This is a genomic window from Bradyrhizobium sp. LTSP885 (genome assembly GCF_000938305.1).
In the GTDB taxonomy this organism is placed as follows: Bacteria; Pseudomonadota; Alphaproteobacteria; order Rhizobiales; family Xanthobacteraceae; genus Bradyrhizobium.
This window is the reverse complement of record NZ_JYMT01000042.1, coordinates 696,030-717,015: the sequence shown is the minus strand read 5'-3', so window position 1 is coordinate 717,015 and position 20,986 is coordinate 696,030. Positions and strand designations below refer to the sequence as shown.

Genomic DNA, 20,986 nt, shown 5'->3' with positions numbered 1-20,986 from the left:
ATGAGCGCAGTTCCATTGCGTAACAACAAGGCCGCTGCGACCGTCGTGCGCAGCGTGACCGTCCTGGGTGCCACCGGCTCGATCGGCGACAGCACCATGGATCTGCTGCGTGGCGCGCGCGACCGTTATCGCATCGAGGCGCTGACCGCGAATAGCAATGTCGAGGGGCTCGCCAAACTTGCCAGGGAATTCGGTGCGCGGTTTGCAGCCGTTGCCGATCCTGCACGCCTGTCCGAGCTGAAAGACGCGCTGGCCGGCACGCGCATCGAATGCGGTGCCGGTGAAAGCGCGATCATCGAGGCCGCCGCACGGCCCGCGGACTGGGTGATGGCGGCGGTCAGCGGCGCGGCCGGGCTGAAGCCGGCGCTTGCGGCCGTCGACCGCGGCGCCACGGTGGCGCTGGCGAACAAGGAATGCCTGGTCTGCGCCGGCGATTTCTTCATGGAGCGCGCGGCGAAAGCGGGCGCCTGCATCCTGCCGGCGGACTCCGAGCACAACGCGTTGTTCCAGGCGCTGGCCTCCGGCAATCGCGACGAGTTGGTGCGGGTCATCATCACCGCCTCGGGCGGGCCGTTCCGCACCTGGGCCCCCGCCGACATCGAGCAGGCGACGCTGGAGCAGGCGCTGAAGCATCCCAATTGGAGCATGGGGCAGAAGATCACCATCGATTCCGCGTCGATGATGAACAAGGGCCTTGAAGTGATCGAGGCGTCCTATCTGTTCGCTTTGACACCCGACGAGATCGACGTGCTGGTGCATCCGCAATCGATCATCCACGGCATGGTCGAGTTCTCCGACCGCTCGGTGATGGCGCAGCTCGGCGTGCCCGACATGCGCATCCCGATCGCGCATTGCCTCGGCTGGCCCGAGCGCATCGTCGGTCCGTCGGCGAAGCTCGATCTCGCCAAGATCGGCCAGCTCACCTTCGAGGCGCCGGACTTCGAGCGCTTCCCGGGCCTGCGGCTGGCTTTTGAGGCGCTGCGGATCGGACACGGCGCGACGACCGTCTACAACGCCGCCAATGAGGTCGCGGTTGCCGCCTTCATCGCGGGCAAGATCAGGTTCGGCGCGATCGCCCGCCTGGTCGAAGCGACGATCAACGATTGGATGCGGTCCGGGAATCTGGCACCGCTGCAATCGGCGGATGAAGCGATTTCCGTTGACCATAATGCGCGAAATAAAGCTGCCGCCCTATTGCCTCAAATTGCCTTAAAGGCATCCTAGTAGGTTGGGGACGGAGCCTCTGGCTCTTGTCGAGGGGAATCTGATGTCCGAGTTTTTTCTTCATAGTTTCAATGTGTTGAGCCATGGGCTCCTCGGCTACATCGTCCCCTTCCTGTTCGTCCTGACGATTGTCGTGTTCTTTCACGAGCTCGGCCATTTCCTTGTCGCGCGCTGGGCTGGGGTGAGGGTACTGACGTTCTCGCTCGGTTTCGGACCGGAACTCGCAGGTTTCAACGACCGCCACGGCACGCGCTGGAAGATCTCGGCGATTCCGCTGGGCGGCTACGTCAAGTTCTTCGGCGACGACTCCGAGGCGTCCACGCCGGCAACGGGGAAGCTCGCCGCGATGACCGCGGAAGAGCGCGACGGCAGCTTCCATCATAAGGCGGTTGGAAAGCGCGCTGCCATCGTTGCCGCAGGTCCGTTTGCGAATTTCATCCTCAGCGTTTTGATTTTCGCGGGCATGGCCCTCTACTACGGCAAGCCGAGCACGATCGCTCGGGTCGATGGCATTGTCGCCGATAGTGCCGCAGCATCGGCCGGCTTCAACGTCGGGGACGTCGTCGTGGAGATCGATGGCAGCCCGATCAACAGCTTCGGGGACATGCAGCGAATCGTTGCGTCGAACGCAGGTTCAACTCTTGCCTTCCAGGTAAAGAGAGACGGCGGAACCGTTGCACTCAAGGCGACGCCAGCGCTCAAGGAAATCAAGGATGCCTTCGGCAACATCCACCGGGGCGGCGTGCTTGGAATTGAGCACAAGGCCCAGGTGGGTGAGGCGGCGAGCGTACCGGTTGGCTTCGTGGAAGCCCTAAAGGTCGGTGTCGAGCAGGTCTGGTATATAATTTCCAGTACCTTCAGCTTCTTAGGCTCTCTTTTTGTTGGAACCGGCAATCCGGGAGAAGTCAGCGGGGTCCTTGGTATTGCAAAGCTGTCCGGTCAGGCGGCCAGTGCTGGCTTCCACTTCGTCGTTAGCCTGTGCGCCATATTGTCGGTTTCAATCGGCCTCTTAAACCTGTTTCCCATCCCTCTGCTGGATGGTGGTCACCTGCTTTTCTACGGGGCGGAGGTGGCCCTCGGCCGTCCGCTATCGGAGCGAACGCAGGAGGTCGGATTTCGGATCGGGCTCGGGCTGGTCTTGATGCTTATGATGTTTGCCACGTACAACGACATCGTCAGAATCGCCGGCTCCTGAAGTAGGCTTTTTTGTGACGTTGCTAATGGGCAACGTCTTGGAATGAAAATGGAATTGCATTGCGGTAGTAAGTTTGCCCCCATGGCAAAGTTGGCTACAAGCTGTGCAGCAGGTTGGGAATCTGCCGGGTCCGTAGGGGTACGGTCCGGCTTAGAAGGATAAGGGCGCGTTGCGCATGATGTTTGGAATGCGAGTGAGGGGGGGCTTGTTTGCCGCCTTGGTCATGTTCGCCGTGCCGGTGGCTGCCACCCTGGCGGCTGTTGCTGTGTCTGCGCCTGCGGTCGCTCAGACCGTCGATTCGATCACGGTTGAGGGGAACCGGCGTGTCGAGGTCGAAACCATCCGATCCTATTTCCATGCCGGCCCGGGTGGTCGGCTGAGCCAGGTCGAGGTCGACGACGGCCTGAAAGCGCTGATCGAGACCGGCCTGTTCCAGGACGTTCACATCGATCAGCGGGGCGGGCGGGTCGTTGTGGTCGTGGTTGAGAACCCCGTGATCGGCCGTGTCGCCTTCGAGGGCAACAAAAAGGTCAAGGACGAGCAGCTGACGGCTGAAGTCCAGTCCAAGCCGCGCGGCACGTTCTCGCGTCCGATGGTTCAGTCGGATGCCCAGCGCATCGCCGAAATCTATCGCCATTCCGGCCGCTACGACGTGCGGGTCAATCCGCAGATCATCGAGCAGCCGAACAACCGCATCGACCTGATCTTCGTGGTCGATGAAGGCGTCAAGACCGGCGTGCGCTCGATCGAATTCGTCGGCAACAGCGCCTATTCGGCCTCGCGCCTGCGCGACGTCATCAAGACCCGCGAATCGAACATCCTCAGCTTCCTGGGCGGCAACGACGTCTACGATCCGGACCGTGTCGAGGCGGATCGCGACCTGCTGCGCCGGTTTTATCTCAAGAACGGCTACGCCGACGTCCAGGTCGTGGCCGCGCTGACCGAATACGACCCCGAGAAGAAGGGCTTCCTGGTCACCTTCAAGATCGAGGAAGGCCAGCAATACCGTGTCTCGTCCGTCAACTTCCAGTCGACGATCTCAACCCTCGATCCGAATTCGCTGAGCTCGTACTCGCAAGTCAGGGTCGGCTCGCTCTACAACGCCGAGGCTCTCGAGAAGTCGGTCGAGCAGATGCAGATCGAGGCATCGCGTCGCGGCTACGCCTTCGCGATCGTCCGGCCGCGCGGTGACCGTAATTTCGAAGACCATACGGTGTCGCTCACCTTCGCCATCGACGAGGGACCGCGTACCTACATCGAGCGTATCAATGTCCGCGGCAACACCCGGACCCGTGACTACGTGATCCGCCGTGAATTCGATATCTCGGAAGGCGACGCCTACAATCGCGCGCTGGTCGACCGCGCCGAGCGCCGGCTGAAAAACCTCGACTTCTTCAAGACCGTCAAGATCACGACCGAGCCGGGTTCTTCCAGCGATCGCGTCATCCTGATTGTCGACCTTGAGGAGAAATCGACAGGCGACTTCTCGGTGTCGGGCGGCTATTCGACCACCGACGGCGCGCTCGCCGAAGTCAGCGTCTCCGAGCGCAACCTGCTTGGGCGAGGCCTGTTCGCGAAGGCGTCGGTGACCTACGGCCAGTATGCGCGCGGCTATTCGCTGTCCTTTGTCGAGCCTTATCTGCTCGACTACCGTGTCGCGCTCGGTCTCGACTTCTATCAACGCCAGCAGCTGTCCAACAGCTACATTTCGTACGGCACCAAGACGCTGGGCTTCAGCCCGCGGCTCGGCTTCCAGCTGCGCGAAGACCTCTCGCTGCAGCTGCGCTACTCGATCTATCAGCAGGAAATCACGCTGCCGTCGACGCTGGCGAATTGTAATATGAACACGTCGAACTCGCTGCTGGCGTTCAATCCGTCGCCGGCTTGGGTGGCGGCGAACGGCGCGGCAGCCGCGAATGCGCTCGGCGCGACCGACGCTTCGGCCAACGGCCTCTGGTGCTACTCTGACGGCGAAGCCTCGCTGCCGGTCCGCAAGGAGCTGGCGAGCGGCCAGACCCTGACCTCGGCGCTCGGCTACACGCTGAACTACAACACGCTCGACAACAACAAGAACCCGAACGACGGCCTCTTGATCGACTTCAAGCAGGACTTTGCGGGTGTCGGCGGCGACGTGAGCTACATCAAGACCGTGATCGATGCCAAGTACTACACGCCGCTGGTCTCGGACATCGTTAGCGTGATCCACGGCCAGGCCGGCATCCTGAACAAGCTGGGCAGCAACGAGCTGCGCATGCTCGATCACTTCCAGATGGGCCCCAACCTGGTCCGCGGCTTTGCGCCGAACGGCATCGGTCCGCGTGACATCAACCCCTACGGCACGCAGGACGCGATCGGCGGCACCAAGTATTGGGGCGTGTCGGCCGAATTGCAGATGCCGTTCTGGTTCCTGCCGAAGGAAGTCGGCCTCAAGGGCGCGGTCTATGCCGACGCCGGCGGCTTGTACGACTATCAGGGACCGACCTCATGGGCGGCGACGGGCGAAGTCAACACGGCTGGCTGTGTCAAGCCGACCCAGAACCCGCCGTCTCCGGGAACTTGCCTCGGTCTGCAGTATGACGACAGCAAGGTGGTTCGTACCTCGGTCGGTGTCGGCCTGATCTGGCAGTCGCCGTTCGGTCCGCTGCGCTTCGACTACGCGATCCCGCTGACCAAGGGCGCGTATGACCGCACACAAGAGTTCAGGTTTGGCGGCGGTACAACGTTCTAAGACCGTTCGGCCGGACTGCGACGGATGGAATGGCGCAGCCGATCTTCTTCAAGACTCCTCCTTCGTCAACGCTGGCTGAGATCGCCGCGCTGACGAAGGCGCATTTGGTCGACCCCGCGAGGGGCGCGCAGCAGATCAAGGGGCTGGCTTCGCTTGACGAGGCCGGTCCGATGCATCTCGTCTTTTTCGACAACCTCAAATACGCCGATCAGCTCGCCGCGACCAAGGCCGGCGCGTGTCTGGTCAGCCAGCGCTTTGAGGCCCAGGTGCCGAAGGGGGTTGCGGTGTTGCGGGCGGCCAAGCCGTTCCACGCCTTCGTCCAGATCGCGCGCGAATGGCACGCCGATGCGCTGCGGCCGCAATCCTGGTTCGGTACCGAAGGCATTGCGCCGTCGGCGATCATCGACCCATCAGCCCATCTCGAGGACGGCGTCATCGTCGATCCGCTTGTCGTCATCGGACCGCGGGTCGAGATCGGTGCCGGCACAATTATCGGCGCCGGCGCCGTGATCGGGGCGGACGTGAAGATCGGCCGGGACTGCAATGTCGGCGCCAAGACCACGATCCAGTTTGCCCTGATCGGCAACAACGTGCTGATCCATACCGGGTGCAATATCGGCCAGGATGGCTATGGCTTCATCTTTTTCAGCTCGGAGGGCCATATCAAGGTTCCCCAGACCGGCCGCGTGCTGATCCAGAACAATGTCGAGGTCGGCGCTGCCTCCACCATCGATCGCGGCTCCCTGCGCGACACCGTGATCGGTGAGGGTACCAAAATCGACAACCAGGTCCAGATCGGCCACAATGTGACGATCGGCAGGCACTGCCTGCTCGCGGCCCAGATCGGGCTCGCGGGCAGCCTGACGATCGGCGACAATGTCGCGCTCGGCGCCAAGGTGGGGATCAACAATCACCTCACCATCGGCGACGGCGCCCAGGTCACGGCCATGAGTGCGGTCAAGGACGACATCCCGCCGAACGGCCGTTGGGGCGGGCACTTCGCCAAGCCGACCAAGCAGTGGTTCAGGGAGATTATCGCGGTGGAGCGGCTGGTGCGGGACAACGCCGCTGATGCGAAGGGTGAGGGGAAGGAGTGATGGAGGAGTCACCGGTCAAGTTCGAGCTCGTGGATATCAACGATATCCTGAAGACGCTGCCGCACCGTTTTCCGATGTTGCTGATCGACCGGGTCGTCAGGATCCGGGCCGATTACAGCGGCATCGGCATCAAGAACGTCACCTTCAACGAGCCGCCGTTCCAGGGACATTTTCCCGACCGCCCGGTCTATCCGGGCGTGATGATGATCGAGGCGATGGCCCAGACTGCGGGCGTGATCGGCATCAAGTCGGTCGAAGGCACCGAGAAGCCGCGCGCGGTCTATTTCCTCACCATCGACAAGTGCAAGTTCAGGAAGCCGGTGCAGCCCGGCGACACCATCGAGTACCACATGCGTTCGATCGGCCGGCGCAAGGCGATGTGGTGGTTTCACGGCGATGCCAAGGTCAACGGGCAGGTCGTTGCTGAGGCCGATGTCGGCGCCATGCTGACGGACTGAGGCGACGAACATCGCTACGTTCGGCAATCGACGCGATCTGGTCTTTGCAACACGACGTCATGATACGTCACTGGACAGGTCGGGCAAAGTCGCGCTAACGACCGGAAAACCCGACATTTTTGCGCCGAGGCGCCGTTAACGAATCCGGATTCCAGTTCCATGAGCATGATCGATCCCACTGCGCGAATTGCGGATGGCGCGGTGATCGGCGCCGGCACCGAGATCGGTCCGTACTGCATCATCGGCCCCGACGCCGTGATCGGCGAAAACTGCAAGCTGATCGCGCATGTCACGATCAGCGGGCATACCAGGATCGGCGCCGGCTGCGTCATCTCGCCATTCGCCGCGCTCGGCGGCCCGCCGCAGGACCTGAGCTACCGCGGCGAGCCGACCCGCCTCGAAGTCGGCGAGGCCTGCACGATCCGTGAAGGCGTCACGATGAACATCGGCACCGTCAAGGGTGGCGGGCTCACGCGCGTCGGCGATCGCGGTTTCTTCATGAACAACAGCCACGTCGGTCATGACTGCACGGTCGGCAACAACGCGATCTTCGCGACTTCGGCGACGCTCGGAGGGCATTGCGAGATCGGCGACTTCGTCTATATCGGCGGCCTGTCCGCGGTGCATCAGTTCACACGGATCGGCCCGCAGGTGATGATCGGCGGCGTCTGCGGCGTACGCGGCGACGTGATCCCGTTCGGGCTGGCCAACGGCCAGTATGCCGTGCTCGAAGGTCTGAACATCATCGGCATGAGGCGCCGCCAGTTCACCAGAGATCGGCTCGCGACCGTGCGCGCGTTCTATCAGAAGCTGTTCCACGGCCCGGGCATTTTCGCCGAGCGGCTGGCGGCCGTGCAACCGCTCGCCGGCGAGGATCCTGCGATCGCCGAAATCCTCGCTTTCATTGACGGCGGCAAGCACCGTGCGCTCTGCCTTCCGGCCGCCGGCAACGAGCACTGACCATGCGATGGCCGCCAGCATGACGTCAGCGGCTCCCTCGATCTCCTCGCCCGTCGGCGTGATCGCCGGTGGCGGTGCGATGCCGTTTGCGGTCGCAGACTCGCTGGTCGCGCGCGGCATCACGCCGGTGTTGTTCGCGCTGCGCGGCGCCTGCGATCCCGCGCGCGCGCAGCGGTTTCGTCACCGCTGGATATCGGTCGGCCAGGTCGGGCGGGCAACAAGGCTGTTCCGCGACGAGGGCTGCCGCGACCTGATCTTCATCGGCACGCTGGTGCGGCCGGCGCTCTCGGAGATCCGGCTCGACTGGGGCACGCTGCGCCTGCTCGGCCATGTCGCGCGCGCGTTTCGCGGCGGTGACGATCACCTGTTGTCGAGTGTCGGGCGTATCTTGGAGCAGCAGGGATTCCGCATGGTCGGAATCAAGGACGTCGCGCCCGATCTCCTGATGCCGGAAGGGGCCATCACGCGCGCGGTTCCCGACGGCAGTGCGCTCGCCGACATCGCGCGCGGACGCGGCGTGCTCGAGGCACTTGGTCCGTTCGATATCGGCCAGGCCGCTATCGTGATCGACGGGCATGTCGTTGCGGTCGAGGACATCGAAGGCACCGATGGGCTGCTGATGCGCGTGGCGCGCCTGCGCGCCGAGGGCCGCATCCGCGCCAAGGCCGGCCGCGGTGTGCTGGTGAAGGCACCCAAGAGCGGCCAGGATCTGCGCTTCGATCTGCCGACCATCGGCTCGCGCACGGTCGAGGGGGCGGCGGCGGCAGGTATTGCCGGGGTCGCGGTGATCGCCGGCAACACGCTTGCCGCCGAACCGCAAGCGCTGATCCAGGCCGCCGACGCCAGGCGGCTCTTCGTCATTGGTCTGGCCGGCTGATGCAGGCCCGCAACCCCGCCATTGGCCGAAAGATCTTCCTCATTGCGACCGAGGAATCCGGTGACAGGCTTGGTGCCGCGCTGATGAAGGTGCTGCGGCAACGGCTCGGCGACGCCGTGCGGTTTTCCGGCGTCGGCGGCCGCGCAATGACCCGCGAGGGGATCGACCCGCTGTTTCCGATCGAAGACCTGTCGATCATGGGGTTTGCGGCCGTCGTGAAGCAATTGCCGAAGATCCTGCAATTGATCCGCCGCACCACTGATGCGGTGCTCGATGAATTGCCTGACATGCTCGTCATCATCGACAGCCCCGATTTCACCCACCGCGTCGCCCGCCGCGTTCGTGCGCGCAAGCCTGAGATTCCGATCGTCAACTATGTATCGCCCTCGGTTTGGGCGTGGCGGCCGGGCAGGGCGCAGGCGATGCGCAGCTATGTCGATCACGTGTTGGCGCTGCTGCCGTTCGAGCCGGAGGAATATCGCAAGCTGAATGGGCCGCCATGCAGCTACGTCGGCCATCCCCTGATCGAGCAGCTCGCTTCACTCCGGCCGAACGAGCAGGAGCGGGCGCGGCGCGATGCCGCGCCGCCGGTCCTGCTCGTTCTGCCCGGAAGCCGGCGCAGCGAAATCAGGCATCACCTGGCGCTGTTCGGCGCGGCCCTCGGCGAACTCGGCAAACGGACGGGGTTCGAGCTCGTGCTTCCGACCATGCCGCATCTCGAGACGATGGTGCGTGAGGGCGTGGCGGCATGGCCGGTCGTGCCGACGATCGCGGTCGCCGAGACCGAGAAGCGCGCGGCATTCCGCCGTGCGCGCGCCGCGCTGGCGAAGTCGGGCACGGTGACGCTGGAGCTCGCGCTGTCAGGCATTCCCATGGTGACGGCCTATCGGGTCGGCGCCGCCGAGGCCTTCATTTTGCGGCGTGCAATTCGGGTGTCGTCGGTGATCCTCGCCAATCTCGTGATCGGGGACGAGATCATCCCGGAGTTCCTCCAGGAAGACTGCACGCCGGCGAATCTTGCGCAAGCGCTTGGCGAAGTGCTCGCGGATTCGCCCGAGCGGCTGCGGCAGCTCGTCGCGTTCGCGACGCTGGATGCGAAGATGTCGACCGGCAATCAACCGCCGAGCGTTCGGGCCGCGGATATCGTGCTCGCGACGATGGGCCGGCGGTCCGGCTAGGCAGTGCGGGATGCGAGCGGCATCCGGCCGCAGCGGTTTCGGCGCTGGCCGGACCAATAGCGATATTTGTAGCGAGACTTTTAGCGAGATTTGCACCGGTCGAAAGCCCGATCTGCGTGCATCACGATCGGTTGACGAATTCAACGTGAGGGTGTACGCAATCTAAGATTGCTGTTACAAATATGATTGTTTTAGGGTTGCGTGCCGAAGCGGGAAACGCGGGAGCCCAATGACCAATCAGCCATTTACGGTCGCCGACTATCTTCTCACCAGACTGAAACAGCTTGATGTCACGGAGGTCTTTCAGATCCCGGGCGACTACGTCAAGCATTTCACCCAGGCGCTGGAGCATTTCCCCGGCGTCAATGCTATCGGCGCTATCAACGAGCTCGACGCGGCCTACGCTGCCGACGCTTACGGCCGGACGCGGGGGTTAGGGGCCGTCTCGCTGCAATACGGGGTCTCGACCTTCAGCGCGCTCAACGCGATCGCGGGGGCCTATGTCGAGTTCAGCCCGGTGGTGGTGATCAGCGCCACGCCAGGCGCAGATGCCCGGCAGATCACCAAGATGTACGACGTGCTCTATCACCACTCGACCGGCAATCTGCGGGCCGACCAGGAGGTCTACCGACAGGTCACTGTGGCAGCCGAGACGCTCAGTACCTCGGTCGGCGCGGCCGAGAAGATCGACAATCTCCTGATATCAGCCATCACCTACAAGCGGCCCGTCTACATCGAATGTTACAAGGAAGTGTGGGGTGAGCCCTGTCCGAGGCCGTCGAACGAGGCCTTGCGGCCGCTCGTGTTCAAGAGCGAGCCGCTGGCGCTCGAGAATGCGGTCACCGCAGCCTGGGCCCAGATCACGGCGGCGAAGCATCCGATGATCTTCGCCGGCGTCGAGGTGCTGCGGCACGGCCTCTCGGACCTGCTGCAGCAGATCATCGATGCCAGCGGCTTCCTCTACACCACCACGACGCTCGGCAAGACCGTGCTGGATGAAAAGGGCCCCAAATTCGTCGGCACCTATTCCGATGCCGCATCGATCCAGAGCGTCCGCGATCTCGTCGCGCAGGCCGATTGTTTCCTGACCTTGGGCACGATCATCACCGACGACTATCTGTGGTTCATCGAGGACAAATATTCCGACATGGTGTTTGCGACCACCGACCAGATCAGGGCCGGCTATTTCATCTTCGACGGCGTGACCATGAAGGACTTCATGGAAGCCTTGCTCGCGCGCTTCAAGACCACCAAGGGCTATCCGCTGTCGACCATCGCGCCGCGCCAGCCCGCCTATCCGGAGCCGTGGGTGTCGAATTCCGATCCGCAATGGAACGACAAGCCCGAGACTATCACCTACAACCGCTTCTTCCAGCATTCGATGAAGTTCCTGCATGACAACGACATGCTGGATCAGATCGTGATGACCTATGGCGTCAGCTCGGCGCTGTATGTGGCGACCAACGCCTACGGCCTTGCCAAGGGCAGTTTCATTGGATCGGCGGCGTGGCAGTGCATCGGCTTCGAGACCGGCGCCGCGTCGGGCGCGCAATTCGGTAGCGGCAAGCGTGCATGGACCGTCGCCGGCGATGGCGGCTTCATGATGGTCTGCCAGTCGCTCTCGACGCTGGCGCGCAACAAGCTCAACGCAGTCATCTTCGTGATGAGCAACGCGGTCTACGCGATCGAGCAGGTCTATGTCGACATCACCGCGTTTGAACCCGGCCCCGAGCACAGATTCGACGCGTTCGATATCCTGCCGAAATGGGATTACCTGGCGCTGGCCAAGGCCTTTGGCGCCAAGGGTTACCGCGTGACGACCGTCAGCGAGTTGAACGCGGTCCTGCATGAACTCAAGAAGCCGACGGATCAGCCCTCGCTGGTCGAGGTCGTGATTCCCGAAAAGGACCTGCCCCGGCAAATGCTGCGGCTGGGCGTGGAGTAGCGATCATGGCGAAGACCTATTCGATCTTCGGCGCCGGCGCCTCCGGGCTCTACACCGCTTGGCGCCTGCTCGACGGCAAGACGGCCGGCGAGGGCGGCAAGGCGAAGCAACTCGCCCAGGGTGACACGCTCGAACTCTACGATTGGGGCAAGTATGATTTCTCCAAGGAGTATCCGGGCAGTCGCGCCGCCGGCGCGCGCGTCTGCACCTGGCACTACAAGGACGACAAGAGCAGTTCCTATCTCGAACTGGGCGGGATGCGTTATTCCGACTGGAACGGCGACAACAGCGGGACCGCGGGCGGGCATCGGGTTGTCACCACTGTCATCAAGCAACTCGGTCTCGACCAGTACGCGGTGCCGTTCAACACATCGTCAAATCCGCTCTACTACCTACGCACCAAGAACATGTATCTGGCCAGCATTACCTCGGCCAATCCCGCGCCCTACCACGTCGACCATTACGGCGCCGACGATTCGCCCGACACCGGCTTCACCACGGTTGAGCTGCTTGCGGGTACCGCCAAGAACCTGCCGCAGACCCGCGCTGCGTGGTGCGAGTTCTATCAGGATGGCAGCATTGCGGTCGATGTGCCGCAGTCGTCGGTCTACCAGAAGGGGCAGCTTTTCAAGGACATCGGTTACTGGAACCTGATGTTCGACCAATTGGGCTCCGAAGGGTTCGGTTATGTCTCCGACGGCAATGGCTACACCTCGAATGTCATCAACTGGAATTCGGCGGTCGCGCTGCAGGCCAATAACGAGTTCACGCCGGGCACCGAGTACAAGACACTGACGACGGGTTATTCCAGCATCTTCAATGCGCTGTTCGACGCGATCGTAAGGCTCGCGAAAGCGAAGGGCGTGACCTTCGACTATCACCCCGACACAAGGCTGCATTCGATCCTCAAGGTCGGTGACGGCATCAGTTATGCGGTCGCAACGCGAAAGAGTCCGAACAAGAAGGCGGCGACGCGGACGACAAATGCGGCCTGGCTCGCGATGCCGCGCTATGCGATCGACCTCGTCGCTCAGGCGACGCGCTATGAGGATCACCAGGGTCTCGATGTGCTGAATCACGAGAAGGTTCAACTCTATCTGGAGTCCGCGATCATGCAGCCGTCCTACAAGGTCGGCATGTTCTTCGATCAGGAATGGTGGACGGACACCACGAACTCGGCCCTGCAATATCCGGCGCCGATCCTGAGCTACGAAGTGACGCTGCGGGTGCTCGATGCGCTCGCGAAAGCGGGTTTCCCGGCCGCCTACGTCGCGGCGATGAAGAACAGCGCGGTGATTGTCGAGACGCCCTATGCGTCGGCGAGCGATTTTATTCATGCGGTCGAGCACGCCATCCAGGAGCGTTTGACCGTGAAGCAGGAGGAGCAGTTGCTCGCTGCCGCCAAGCGCAACTCGATCGGCCCAAGCGTCACCGACACGCCGATCCGGCAGGTGGTCTACTTCGGCAACAACGCGCGCGGGGAGGGGCAGAAGCCCGTCTTCGGCCTGCTCGCAAGCTACGACGACGAGATGTACACCAGCTTCTGGCAGGATCTGGAGCTGGGGCCGGACAGGGAGCGCAAGATCCCGATCTCCGACGATATGCAGCCGCTCGACGGCCCACGCGAGGCGCCGCCGATCATGGTCAAGATGCTACGCGCCCAGCTTGCGGCCGTGCATTTCGGCCCGCAATCGGACTACACCGCGGTGCCTGAGCCGCTCGAGACCCGTTACATGGACTGGTCGCTGCCGCCGTTCAACGCCGGCTACCACGCCTATGCCTCGCACTACAACGTCTGCGATGTGCAGCAGAAGATCCGCAAGCCCTCGCAACTGATCGACGGCGCGGACGCCGACATCTTCATCGTCGGTGAGGCCTATTCCAACGATCAGGCCTGGGTCGAGGGCGCCTTCTGCACGGCGGAATCGGTCCTCAACGACTTCTTCGGAGTAGCCCCGATCATCGATAACGCCAACTATCCGTTCATCTGTCCGTCGCGCACCAAGTAGCGCACCACCGCCGGACGCAGGACAGCAAAAAGCCGGACGCGGGTTCCGCGTCCGGCTTTTGTCGGAGAGGCGTATCGGCTGCGCTTACGTGCGATTGTCGATCGTCACATAGTCACGGCGCGCGACGCCGGTGTAGAGCTGGCGCGGACGGCCGATCTTCTGCTGCGGATCCTCGATCATCTCGCTCCATTGGCTGATCCAGCCGACGGTGCGGGCGACCGCGAACAGCACGGTGAACATCGAGGTCGGGAAGCCCATCGCCTTCAGCGTGATGCCCGAATAGAAGTCGACGTTCGGATAGAGCTTGCGGTCAATGAAGTAGGGATCGCTGAGCGCGATCTTCTCGAGCTCCAGCGCGACCTTCAGCATCGGATCGTCGCCGTGGCCGGTCTCGGCCAGCACCGCATGGCACATCTTCTGCATGATCTTGGCGCGCGGGTCGTAGTTCTTGTAGACGCGGTGGCCGAAGCCCATCAGGCGGACTTCGCTGTTCTTGTCCTTCACGCGCTTGATGAAGTCGGGAATCTTGTCGACGGTGCCGATGTCGGACAGCATCGCCAGCGCCGCTTCATTGGCGCCGCCATGCGCCGGTCCCCACAGGCAGGCGATGCCGGCCGCGATGCAGGCGAACGGGTTGGCGCCCGACGAGCCGGCAATGCGCACCGTCGAGGTCGAGGCGTTCTGCTCGTGGTCGGCATGCAGGATGAAGATCTTGTCGAGCGCGTCGGCGAGCACCGGATTGATCTTGTACTCCTCACAGGGCACCGCGAAGCACATGTTGAGGAAGTTTTCAGCGAAGGTGAGCGAGTTCTTCGGATACACGAAGGGCTGGCCGATGGTGTATTTGAAGGCCATCGCGGCCAGGGTGGGGACTTTCGCGATCATGCGCATCGAGGCGATCATGCGCTGCTGCGGATCGTTGATGTCGGTACTGTCGTGATAGAACGCGGCCAGCGCGCCGACGGCCGCCACCATGATCGCCATCGGATGGGCGTCGCGGCGGAAGCCCTGGTAGAAGCGGGCCATCTGCTCGTGAACCATGGTGTGATGGATCACGCGGCTGTCGAAGTCTTTCTTCTGGGCCGGGGTCGGAAGGTCCCCGTAGAGCAGCAGGTAGCAGGTCTCGAGGAAATCGCCGTGTTCGGCGAGCTGTTCGATCGGATAGCCACGGTATTCGAGGATACCGGCGTCGCCGTCGATGTAGGTGATCTTGGACTGGCAGCTGCCGGTCGAGGTGAAGCCGGGGTCGTAGGTGAACACCCCGGCCTGGCCGTAGAGCTTGGCGATGTCGATAACGTCAGGCCCGACGGTACCGCTCAGGATCGGGAAATCATAGGTCTTGTTGCCGATCGTAAGGGTGGCTGTTTTGCTGCTGGATTTTGCGTCCATCGCGTGATCCCCGATGAATTCGTTGCGAAAACCGGCCTTGCCCGCGAGCCGCTGGGCGGCACGTGGCGGGGCCGGACGGCTCGTCTATAAGGCGTCCGAAGATGCGTAGCTTATTGCAATGTGCGCTGCAAGATGGCCCCTGGGAGGGGACCATGCAAGATCATCACGCCGCCTGATCGGCGAGCCGGTCGAGGCATTCCTGGCGTCCCAGCACGGCCAGGACGTCGAAAATTCCCGGTGACGTCGTCCGTCCGGTCAGTGCGACCCGCAGCGGCTGGGCTACGGCGCCAAGCTTCAGATTGTTCTGTTCGGCGAAATTCCGCATGGCGGTCTCGGTGGTCTCGGCCGTCCAGTCATTCACGGCGTCCAGCGCCGTGCGCAGCTGACCGATCAGTGCGCGCGTCTCCGGCGTCAGCATCGCGGCCGCCTTCGGCTCAAGCTCGAGCGGTCGGTCGGCGAAGATGAAATAGGCACCCGAGATCAGCTCGATCAGCGTCTTGGCGCGCTCCTTCAGGCTCGGCATCGCCCGCAGCAATTGCCCGCGCGTGGTGTCGTTGAGCTTGGCCTTCAGCGCGGCGCCCTCGGGAACATAATCCAGCACCTTCTCGAACTGGGTCACGAGGGATTGATCGTCGCTGTGGCGGATATAGTGGCCGTTGAGGTTCTCGAGCTTGGCGAAATCGAACCGCGCCGCCGAGCGGCCGACGCCTGACAGCTCGAAGGCGTCGATCATCTCCTGGGTCGAGAAGATCTCCTGGTCGCCATGGCTCCAGCCGAGCCGGACGAGGTAGTTGCGCAACGCGGCGGGCAGATAGCCCAAGGCACGGTAGGCATCGACGCCGAGCGCGCCGTGGCGCTTCGACAGTTTCGAGCCGTCGGGACCGTGGATCAGCGGAATGTGGGACATGTTCGGGATGCCCCATTCCAGCGCGTCGTAGATCTGCTTCTGGCGCGCGGCATTGATCAAATGATCGTCGCCGCGGATCACATGGGTGACGGCCATATCGTGGTCGTCGACCACGACGGCGAGCATGTAGGTCGGGGTGCCGTCACCACGCAGCAGCACGAGGTCGTCGAGGTTCTCGTTCTGCCAGACCACGCGGCCCTGGACCTGGTCCTCGATCACGGTCTCGCCGGTCTGCGGTGCCTTCAGGCGGATGGTCGGCCTGACGCCCGAAGGCGCCGTGGCCGGATCGCGGTCGCGCCAGAGGCCGTCATAGAGGCGGGTGCGGCCCTCGGCGCGCGCCTTTTCGCGCATCGCCGTCAATTGCTCCGGCGTGGCGTAGCAGTGATAGGCTCGCCCCGAAGCCAGCAGGCTCTCGGCGACCTCGCGGTGGCGGGCGGCGCGGCTGAACTGGTAGATGACGTCGCCGTCCCAGTCGAGCTCGAGCCACTGCAGGCCGTCCAGGATGGCGGCAATGGCCGCCTCGGTCGAGCGCTCGCGGTCGGTATCCTCGATCCGCAGCAGCATCTTGCCACCGTGCTTCCGGGCGTAGAGCCAGTTGAACAGCGCAGTGCGGCCGCCTCCGATATGGAGGAAACCGGTCGGTGAGGGCGCGAAGCGAGTGATGACGGGTGCTGTGGTCATTCGAACGTGAGCAAACGGGGTCAGGAGGTCGGGCGACCGTGTATCATACGCATGGGAGATTTTGCCAATGCTAATCCAGGTCGTTCATAGCCATCCGCTGGTCGACAGCTACAATCACGCGCTGTTCCGGACTATCGTCGAGACGCTCAGCCGCCGGCACGAGGTGATCGCGACCGATCTTGACCGCGAGCAATTCTCGCCGGCGATGACCGAAGCGGAGCGGCGGAGCTACTTCGCGGGGCCCTATGACGAGACGGCCGTCTCGCGCCTGGTTGGGCAATTGCGGCGGGTGGACGGCATCATCTTCTGCTTTCCGCATTGGTGGTTCTCGATGCCCGCCATGCTCAAGGGCTATTTTGACCGCGTCTGGGCGCCTGGAACCGCGTTTGCGCATGATTTGAGCGGCGGTCGCATCAAGCCTCTGCTCACCAACATCCGGCTGTTCGGTGTGGTGACGACCTACGGATCGCCGTGGTGGCTAACCCGGTTTGTCATGCAGGATCCCGGCCGCAAAGTCCTGTTCCGGGCCCTGAAGCCAATGTGCGGGCGCCAGGTTCGGTCGTTCTATCTGGCCCATTATGATATGGATCGGTCCACACCGGCGTCCCGCACGGCCTTCACTGAGCGGGTGCGGACCAGAATTTCCGAACTTTGACCGAAGACCGCCGCGGGGCTTGGCCTGCGCGCCCGAATTTGGCAGAAGGTCCGCAGAATCCACAGGAATTCGGCATGACGACAGAACCATTGGCGGCAGACACGGCGACGGCAGAGGCAGGGCGCGACTTCATTCGCGACATCGTCCAGGCCGATCTCGCCTCCCACAAGCATAGCCAGGTTGTGACGCGCTTCCCGCCGGAGCCGAATGGCTACCTGCACATCGGCCATGCCAAGTCGATTGCCCTGAATTTCGGCATCGCGCAGGAGTTCGGGGGCCAGTGCAATCTGCGCTTCGACGACACCAATCCGACCCGGGAGGAGCAGGAATATATCGACTCCATCCAGGCCGACGTTCACTGGCTCGGCTACGACTGGGGAACCAACCTCCATTACGCCTCTGACTATTTCGAGCGCCTGTACGAATGGGCCGAGGGCCTGATCAGGGACGGCCATGCCTATGTCGACGACCAGTCGCAGGAGGAGATCCGCACCTCACGCGGCACGCTGACCGAGCCGGGCAAGAACTCGCCGTTCCGCGACCGCTCGGTGGATGAGAACCTCGATCTGTTCCGGCGCATGAAGGCCGGCGAATTCCCGAATGGCGCCCGCGTGCTGCGCGCCAGGATCGACATGGCGTCGGGCAACATCAACCTGCGCGACCCCGTGCTGTATCGTATCCTGCACGCCCACCATCCGCGCACCGGCGACACATGGTCGATCTATCCGAGCTACGACTACGCCCACGGCCAGTCGGACGCCATTGAAGGCATCACGCACTCGATCTGCACGCTGGAGTTCGAGGATCACCGGCCGCTCTATGAGTGGCTGCTCGATAAGCTGCCGGTGCCGTCGAAGCCGCGGCAGTATGAAATGGCGCGGCTGAATCTGACCTACACGCTGTTGTCCAAGCGCGTGCTGACCCAGCTCGTGCGCGACAACCATGTTTCGGGCTGGGACGACCCGCGCATGCCAACCATCGCCGGCCTGAAGCGGCGCGGCGTGCCGCCGGCCGCGGTGCGCGAATTCATCAAGCGCATCGGCGTCGCCAAGGCCAACAGCGTGGTGGATGTCGGGATGCTCGAATTCTGCATCCGCGAGGAGCTGAACCGCACGTCTCTGCGCCGCATGGCGGTGCTGCGGCCGCTCAAGGTCGTGATCGAGAACTATCCGGAAGGGCAGGTCGAGGAGCTCGAGGCGATCAACCATCCCGACAATCCCGAGGCCGGCACCCGCAAGATCGCCTTCGGCCGCGAACTCTATATCGAGCGCGACGATTTCATGGAGAGCCCGCCGAAGAAGTTCTTCCGCCTCTCGCCCGGCAACGAGGTGCGGCTGCGCTATGCCTATTTCATCAAGTGCACTGATGTGGTGAAGAACGATGCCGGCGAGATCGTCGAGCTGCGCTGCACCTACGATCCTGCGACCAAAGGCGGCAATGCGCCAGACGGCCGCAAGGTGAAGGCGACGATGCACTGGCTTTCAGCGGCGCAGTCGAAGCCGGCGGAGATCCGCGTCTACAACCAGCTGTTCGCCAATCCGAGCCCGAACGCGGGCAACTTCGCCGCCGACCTCAATCCGCAGTCGCTGGAAGTGCTGACCGACGCCCGCGTCGAGCCCGCGATCGCCGAGAGCAATTCGCCCGACGTGATGCAGTTCGAGCGGCAGGGCTATTTCGTGCGCGACAAGGACTCGACGGCAGACAAACTCGTGTTCAACCGCACCATCGGCCTGCGCGACACCTTTGCGAAGGAAGTCGGCGGCAAGGGCTGAGCCCAGCGCCGTGGTGGACGAGATGGAGGCGATCGATGCCAAGCGAGACCGATGACATCGCCTCCGACATCATCGCCAAATGGTCGCTTTGCTTCGGCAAGCTCGACGCCGATGCGCTTGCCGCGCTCTATTCGAAGAGCGCCTTCTTCTTCGGCTCGAACCCGACTCTCTATCGCGGCCGCGATGGGGTGAAGGCCTATTTTGACGGCCTGCCGCGCTGGGCTGCGCCGCGCGTCCAGTTCAGCGAGGTCAGGACCGAGCGGGTCAATCCCGATCTCGTCAACATGGCGGCGATCGCGTCCTTCTTCCTCGAAGGCGATGCGCCGTCGCTCGCGGTGAAGATCACCTGGGTGATCGCCCGCGAGGACGGCGACTGGAAGATCGCCTGCCATCATGTCTCGTCACTGGCGCCGCTGATTTAGAGCGTGATGCGATAGTGTGCCGTCGCAGCGGCGCAGTGCCGAAATATCGAAAACAACCCCATGCAAAGTAGCCGGTGGGCTGCCGGCGTTCGACACGGCAACTTGACACGTCGGGCAACTCAACGGTATTCTTCCATTATTCCGAAATCATGCAAACTAGCCCCGCCCGCAAGCGGGAGAGGTGCAGCCAAGTCTGCGGCTCGGCCGATTCAACCTGACTTCATCTTGCTCTAGCATCTTGCTCTAGACTAGCCGCGGCCCGCATCATGTCTCGGCGGACAGATTCTGCTCCTGCAGGACCTTGACGAGCGCCCGGTGCTCCAGGCAGCCGGCCAATCCCGGCAGCGTGAGCAGGGTAGCCGGCACGGTCGCGCCCTTCGGCGAGCGAAGTTCGACCTGCTCGAGATGCAGTCCCGGGTGCGATCGCGTGGGGGGCCGCAGCATGGCATCGAGCCTGCCGTCGATCAACTCGCCGAGATCGCCGGTCGCGGAGAGATTGACGCGCAATGGCCGCTGGTCCTGCCGCGTCAAGCCTTGGATCGCAGGGCACTTCCTTGACAGGATGACCGGTGCAACGCCGAGCCGAAGCCGTCTGCCGCGAAGCGCGGGCGCGGTGCGATGCGTCGCGTTCGATATCTCATGAAAGGCGCGGCTGATCGATGGCAGGTACTCCTCGCCGGCGGCCGTCAACAGCAATCCGCGCGGCAGCCGCCGGAACAGCGCGATCCCCAACGCGGTCTCCAGCGCCTTCACCTGCTGGCTGACCGCGCCGGGCGTCACGCATAGTTCGTCGGCCGCTCGCTTGAAGCTCAAATGCCGCGCGGACGTCTCGAAGGCGCGCAGCCCGTTCAGGGGAGGGAGACGGTAGCTCATCGTCGGCACATCTCGGGTTCTGTCGAGCCGCAGTTTTCAGGGATAGATTTTCTAAGTCAATGACCGAGGAGGATTGGTTTGATCCGGCTGCTCCGCTCCCGCAGAAATAGCCGACCGGTTTCTGCCAGGGAGAGCATCCATGCCCGACACTCACGAAGTGGCCATCAATCATTTGCAGCGGCGCAAGATCGAGGGCCGCGTTCTGATCCCCTTCATCCAGACGCTGCGTGACAAGCTCGGAGACGATGCCGCGCGAGAGCTCGTCGATGCGACGATACGCCGGCTGGCGACCGAGGATGGCGCAACATGGGCCACTACCTACGGACAGGGTATCGGATCGTTGAGGCGAATTGTCGATGAACTGTGGGCGGCCGGCGGCGGCATGGAGGTCCAGGTCCTGGATCAGTCGGATCAGGAATTTGCCTTCAACGTGAGGCGCTGCGGCTATGCCGAGTTCTACAAGGATCTCGGCCTCGCTGACATCGGTTACCAGGTTCACTGCAAACGCGACCATGCCATGCTCACAGGGTTCGACGACGGCCTGGAGCTGTCGCGTTCCCAGACCTTGATGGAGGGGGCCTCGTGCTGCGATTTCCGGTTTCGCAGGACGCCGTAG

At 63.2% G+C, this 20,986-nt stretch carries 17 protein-coding genes; 14 read left to right on the top strand and 3 right to left on the bottom strand.

The window, feature by feature from the left end; translation table 11 throughout:
- The 10 genes from dxr to UP09_RS32375 all read left to right on the top strand — a co-directional run bounded on the left by dxr (position 1) and on the right by UP09_RS32375 (position 13,671).
- Positions 1–1,224, top strand: coding sequence for a 1-deoxy-D-xylulose-5-phosphate reductoisomerase (dxr, locus tag UP09_RS32420; RefSeq protein WP_044542724.1), 1,224 nt, complete (start codon positions 1–3; stop codon positions 1,222–1,224).
- A gap of 43 nt (positions 1,225–1,267) precedes the next feature.
- Positions 1,268–2,419, top strand: coding sequence for a M50 family metallopeptidase (locus UP09_RS32415; RefSeq protein ID WP_044542366.1), 1,152 nt, complete (start codon positions 1,268–1,270; stop codon positions 2,417–2,419).
- A gap of 175 nt (positions 2,420–2,594) precedes the next feature.
- A complete protein-coding gene (bamA, locus tag UP09_RS32410) occupies positions 2,595–5,147 on the top strand; it encodes an outer membrane protein assembly factor BamA (RefSeq protein ID WP_044542365.1) in 2,553 nt (850 codons plus the stop codon).
- 29 nt (positions 5,148–5,176) lie between these two features.
- Positions 5,177–6,244, top strand: coding sequence for a UDP-3-O-(3-hydroxymyristoyl)glucosamine N-acyltransferase (lpxD, locus tag UP09_RS32405; RefSeq protein ID WP_044542364.1), 1,068 nt, complete (start codon positions 5,177–5,179; stop codon positions 6,242–6,244).
- Positions 6,244–6,702 (top strand): 3-hydroxyacyl-ACP dehydratase FabZ, encoded by a 459-nt coding sequence (gene fabZ, locus UP09_RS32400; RefSeq protein ID WP_044542363.1) that lies wholly within the window; start codon positions 6,244–6,246, stop codon positions 6,700–6,702. The genes lpxD and fabZ overlap by 1 nt, the downstream gene beginning before the upstream one ends.
- A gap of 159 nt (positions 6,703–6,861) precedes the next feature.
- On the top strand, positions 6,862–7,662 hold the full coding sequence (gene lpxA / locus UP09_RS32395) for an acyl-ACP--UDP-N-acetylglucosamine O-acyltransferase (protein ID WP_044542362.1): 801 nt from the start codon (positions 6,862–6,864) through the stop codon (positions 7,660–7,662).
- Between the two features lie 19 nt (positions 7,663–7,681).
- Entirely contained in the window at positions 7,682–8,539 is an 858-nt protein-coding gene (locus tag UP09_RS32390; RefSeq protein WP_044542723.1) for an LpxI family protein, read from the top strand.
- Complete coding sequence (lpxB, locus tag UP09_RS32385) at positions 8,539–9,717, top strand: lipid-A-disaccharide synthase (protein WP_044542361.1); 1,179 nt, start codon at positions 8,539–8,541, stop codon at positions 9,715–9,717. Before UP09_RS32390 ends, lpxB begins: the two co-directional genes overlap by 1 nt.
- Positions 9,718–9,946: 229 nt before the next feature.
- Positions 9,947–11,662, top strand: a complete 1,716-nt coding sequence (locus UP09_RS32380; protein ID WP_044542360.1) for an alpha-keto acid decarboxylase family protein — start codon at positions 9,947–9,949, stop codon at positions 11,660–11,662.
- Positions 11,663–11,667: 5 nt separating this feature from the next.
- The gene (locus UP09_RS32375; protein WP_044542359.1) at positions 11,668–13,671 is read left to right on the top strand and encodes a flavin monoamine oxidase family protein; all 2,004 of its coding nucleotides are present in this window, start codon (positions 11,668–11,670) and stop codon (positions 13,669–13,671) included.
- Positions 13,672–13,755: 84 nt separating this feature from the next.
- Here UP09_RS32375 and gltA read toward each other — a convergent pair whose 3' ends face one another.
- The gene (gene gltA, locus UP09_RS32370) at positions 13,756–15,060 is read right to left on the bottom strand and encodes a citrate synthase (RefSeq protein ID WP_044542358.1); all 1,305 of its coding nucleotides are present in this window, start codon (positions 15,058–15,060) and stop codon (positions 13,756–13,758) included.
- A 163-nt stretch (positions 15,061–15,223) separates the two neighbouring features.
- Positions 15,224–16,648 (bottom strand): glutamate--tRNA ligase, encoded by a 1,425-nt coding sequence (gltX, locus tag UP09_RS32365; RefSeq protein WP_044542357.1) that lies wholly within the window; start codon positions 16,646–16,648, stop codon positions 15,224–15,226.
- A 67-nt stretch (positions 16,649–16,715) separates the two neighbouring features.
- Between gltX and UP09_RS32360 the strand changes: the two genes are divergently transcribed.
- The 3 genes from UP09_RS32360 (at position 16,716) to UP09_RS32350 (ending at position 19,497) form a co-directional block, all read left to right on the top strand.
- Entirely contained in the window at positions 16,716–17,303 is a 588-nt protein-coding gene (locus UP09_RS32360; protein ID WP_044542356.1) for an NAD(P)H-dependent oxidoreductase, read from the top strand.
- 74 nt (positions 17,304–17,377) lie between these two features.
- Positions 17,378–19,075 (top strand): glutamine--tRNA ligase/YqeY domain fusion protein, encoded by a 1,698-nt coding sequence (locus UP09_RS32355; RefSeq protein WP_044542722.1) that lies wholly within the window; start codon positions 17,378–17,380, stop codon positions 19,073–19,075.
- A 35-nt stretch (positions 19,076–19,110) separates the two neighbouring features.
- A complete protein-coding gene (locus tag UP09_RS32350) occupies positions 19,111–19,497 on the top strand; it encodes a YybH family protein (RefSeq protein ID WP_044542355.1) in 387 nt (128 codons plus the stop codon).
- A gap of 264 nt (positions 19,498–19,761) precedes the next feature.
- On the opposite strand, the gene UP09_RS38775 is transcribed toward UP09_RS32350, so the two are convergent.
- On the bottom strand, positions 19,762–20,370 hold the full coding sequence (locus UP09_RS38775) for a LysR family transcriptional regulator (RefSeq protein WP_044542354.1): 609 nt from the start codon (positions 20,368–20,370) through the stop codon (positions 19,762–19,764).
- 139 nt (positions 20,371–20,509) lie between these two features.
- On the opposite strand from UP09_RS38775, the gene UP09_RS32340 reads away from it, so the two are divergent.
- A complete protein-coding gene (locus UP09_RS32340) occupies positions 20,510–20,986 on the top strand; it encodes an L-2-amino-thiazoline-4-carboxylic acid hydrolase (RefSeq protein WP_044542353.1) in 477 nt (158 codons plus the stop codon).

What these genes read in the sequence shown, in the direction of transcription:
- dxr (WP_044542724.1), top strand. Translation starts at nt 1, where the DNA reads ATGAGCGCAGTTCCATTGCGTAACAACAAGGCCGCTGCGACCGTCGTG.
- UP09_RS32415 (WP_044542366.1), top strand. Translation starts at nt 1,268, where the DNA reads ATGTCCGAGTTTTTTCTTCATAGTTTCAATGTGTTGAGCCATGGGCTC.
- bamA (WP_044542365.1), top strand. Translation starts at nt 2,595, where the DNA reads ATGATGTTTGGAATGCGAGTGAGGGGGGGCTTGTTTGCCGCCTTGGTC.
- lpxD (WP_044542364.1), top strand. Translation starts at nt 5,177, where the DNA reads ATGGCGCAGCCGATCTTCTTCAAGACTCCTCCTTCGTCAACGCTGGCT.
- fabZ (WP_044542363.1), top strand. Translation starts at nt 6,244, where the DNA reads ATGGAGGAGTCACCGGTCAAGTTCGAGCTCGTGGATATCAACGATATC.
- lpxA (WP_044542362.1), top strand. Translation starts at nt 6,862, where the DNA reads ATGAGCATGATCGATCCCACTGCGCGAATTGCGGATGGCGCGGTGATC.
- UP09_RS32390 (WP_044542723.1), top strand. Translation starts at nt 7,682, where the DNA reads ATGACGTCAGCGGCTCCCTCGATCTCCTCGCCCGTCGGCGTGATCGCC.
- lpxB (WP_044542361.1), top strand. Translation starts at nt 8,539, where the DNA reads ATGCAGGCCCGCAACCCCGCCATTGGCCGAAAGATCTTCCTCATTGCG.
- UP09_RS32380 (WP_044542360.1), top strand. Translation starts at nt 9,947, where the DNA reads ATGACCAATCAGCCATTTACGGTCGCCGACTATCTTCTCACCAGACTG.
- UP09_RS32375 (WP_044542359.1), top strand. Translation starts at nt 11,668, where the DNA reads ATGGCGAAGACCTATTCGATCTTCGGCGCCGGCGCCTCCGGGCTCTAC.
- gltA (WP_044542358.1), bottom strand. Translation starts at nt 15,060, where the DNA reads ATGGACGCAAAATCCAGCAGCAAAACAGCCACCCTTACGATCGGCAAC.
- gltX (WP_044542357.1), bottom strand. Translation starts at nt 16,648, where the DNA reads ATGACCACAGCACCCGTCATCACTCGCTTCGCGCCCTCACCGACCGGT.
- UP09_RS32360 (WP_044542356.1), top strand. Translation starts at nt 16,716, where the DNA reads ATGCTAATCCAGGTCGTTCATAGCCATCCGCTGGTCGACAGCTACAAT.
- UP09_RS32355 (WP_044542722.1), top strand. Translation starts at nt 17,378, where the DNA reads ATGACGACAGAACCATTGGCGGCAGACACGGCGACGGCAGAGGCAGGG.
- UP09_RS32350 (WP_044542355.1), top strand. Translation starts at nt 19,111, where the DNA reads ATGCCAAGCGAGACCGATGACATCGCCTCCGACATCATCGCCAAATGG.
- UP09_RS38775 (WP_044542354.1), bottom strand. Translation starts at nt 20,370, where the DNA reads ATGAGCTACCGTCTCCCTCCCCTGAACGGGCTGCGCGCCTTCGAGACG.
- UP09_RS32340 (WP_044542353.1), top strand. Translation starts at nt 20,510, where the DNA reads ATGCCCGACACTCACGAAGTGGCCATCAATCATTTGCAGCGGCGCAAG.